The 1490-nt window shown below is 40.5% G+C and carries 2 protein-coding genes; both read right to left on the bottom strand.

Translation table 11 applies throughout. The features are described 5' to 3' along the window. A partial coding sequence (locus tag ACFQ8C_RS36970; RefSeq protein ID WP_383466341.1) for a hypothetical protein occupies window positions 1-290 on the bottom strand: 290 nt, incomplete at its 3' end. A gap of 203 nt (window positions 291-493) precedes the next feature. After that, window positions 494-1490, bottom strand: a 997-nt coding sequence (locus tag ACFQ8C_RS36965) for an ATP-binding protein (protein ID WP_383466340.1), incomplete at its 5' end; no start/stop codon positions are given.

Here is a 1490-nt window from a genome sequence, read left to right as displayed (position 1 = left end):
ATCAGGGATAATATCCATCCCCAATTTATTAGTTGTAGGTTCTTCTCTAACCGTTGTCGTTTGATTCGATCCTCTTTTTTCTTTACATTTTTTAGACCCTGTACTTTCTTTTTTACCACCATATAGAAAGCAATGAACAAGATCAATAATAGGCCCATTGCCAGCAATCCAAAGGTGCTCATTGGTAATCCTGATTGCGTTTCCTCCGCCCCGCCATGGGCGAAGACTGTACTGGGTATTAAGACTAAACCTACACTGATTGGATAAATAAGTGATTTGAACTCTCGCATTTATGAATCTCTCCTCTTCCTTTTCATTACGTAATAAATGACTCCTACGATAAGGATTGGTATGCCTATCCAAAGGCAAATTTGGAGGAAATTTGTGAAATAGGATCGAATGGATCCGGTATCCATCATCCATGTTGCGGACATGGTCAAACAAGTTAATCCAATGACTACCAAGAACAAAGCAATAATCCAGTCCAACCTTTTCATTCCTCTTCCTCCTCTTTTTTTATATCAGGTGAAATCAAGAACTTGATCTCAAAGCGAGTTCCTTTTCCTACCTCACTAAACGCTCGGATAGACCCTCCTTGTTGCTCCACCAGGTTTTTGACAATCGCCAGGCCTAATCCTGTTCCCCCAAATTCACGCGAACGAGATTTTTCAACCCGATAAAATCGTTCAAAAATATAGGTTAGTTCGTCCTCAGGAATTCCAATGCCTGTATCTTCCACAGAAATCTTCACGACATCATTCTCTTTCGTCATTTTCGCTGAAATCGTCCCTTGTTCTGTGTAACGGATAGCATTGTCCAGCAAGTTCATAAAAACCTGCGCCATACGATGACCATCACAATAGACAAATGGCAGGTCAGGTTGGATATAAGCTCGCATGTCCAATCCTTTTTCTTGGGCTCTCCATTTTGTTTTTTGAATAGCACTATTCAGCACTTCCGATAAATCGATCCATTCAAAGTGGAAGCCAATCTTTCCCTCTTCAATTTTGGAAAGTTCAAACAGGTCTCCAATTATCCTTGTCAAACGGATGGATTCCTGATGAATGATATCGAGGTATTGCTCTTTTTCTTCTTCTGAATCATACAACTTCTCCTTTAATACTTTTGCGTAGCCCTCTATACTCGTCATTGGCGTTCTTAACTCATGAGAAATGTTCGAAAAAAACTCACTCCGGGATTCACGATACTTTTGTAGGTCGAGTGCCAAATCGTTAATCGCTTGGGCTAACGAGCCCATCTCGTCTTTCGATGGTGGAGTGACACGAGTTTTTAAATCCCCTTTGGCTATCTTTCGAGTGGCTTTTTCCATTTGAATTAAGGGGTCTGATAACTTTTTTGAAAGGATATACGTGAAAGCAAGCGCAAGAAAGAAAGCGCCCATTCCCGATAACCATAACATGCTGCGTATTTTTTCAATAGACTCATCAATCGTTTTCACAGAGGATATGACATAAACGCCACCATAAAAT

The organism is Streptomyces sp. NPDC056503 (genome assembly GCF_042794995.1).
Lineage (GTDB): Bacteria > Actinomycetota > Actinomycetes > Streptomycetales > Streptomycetaceae > Streptomyces.
The sequence above is the reverse complement of the archived record's forward strand: the minus strand, read 5'-3'. Positions and strand labels throughout refer to the sequence as shown.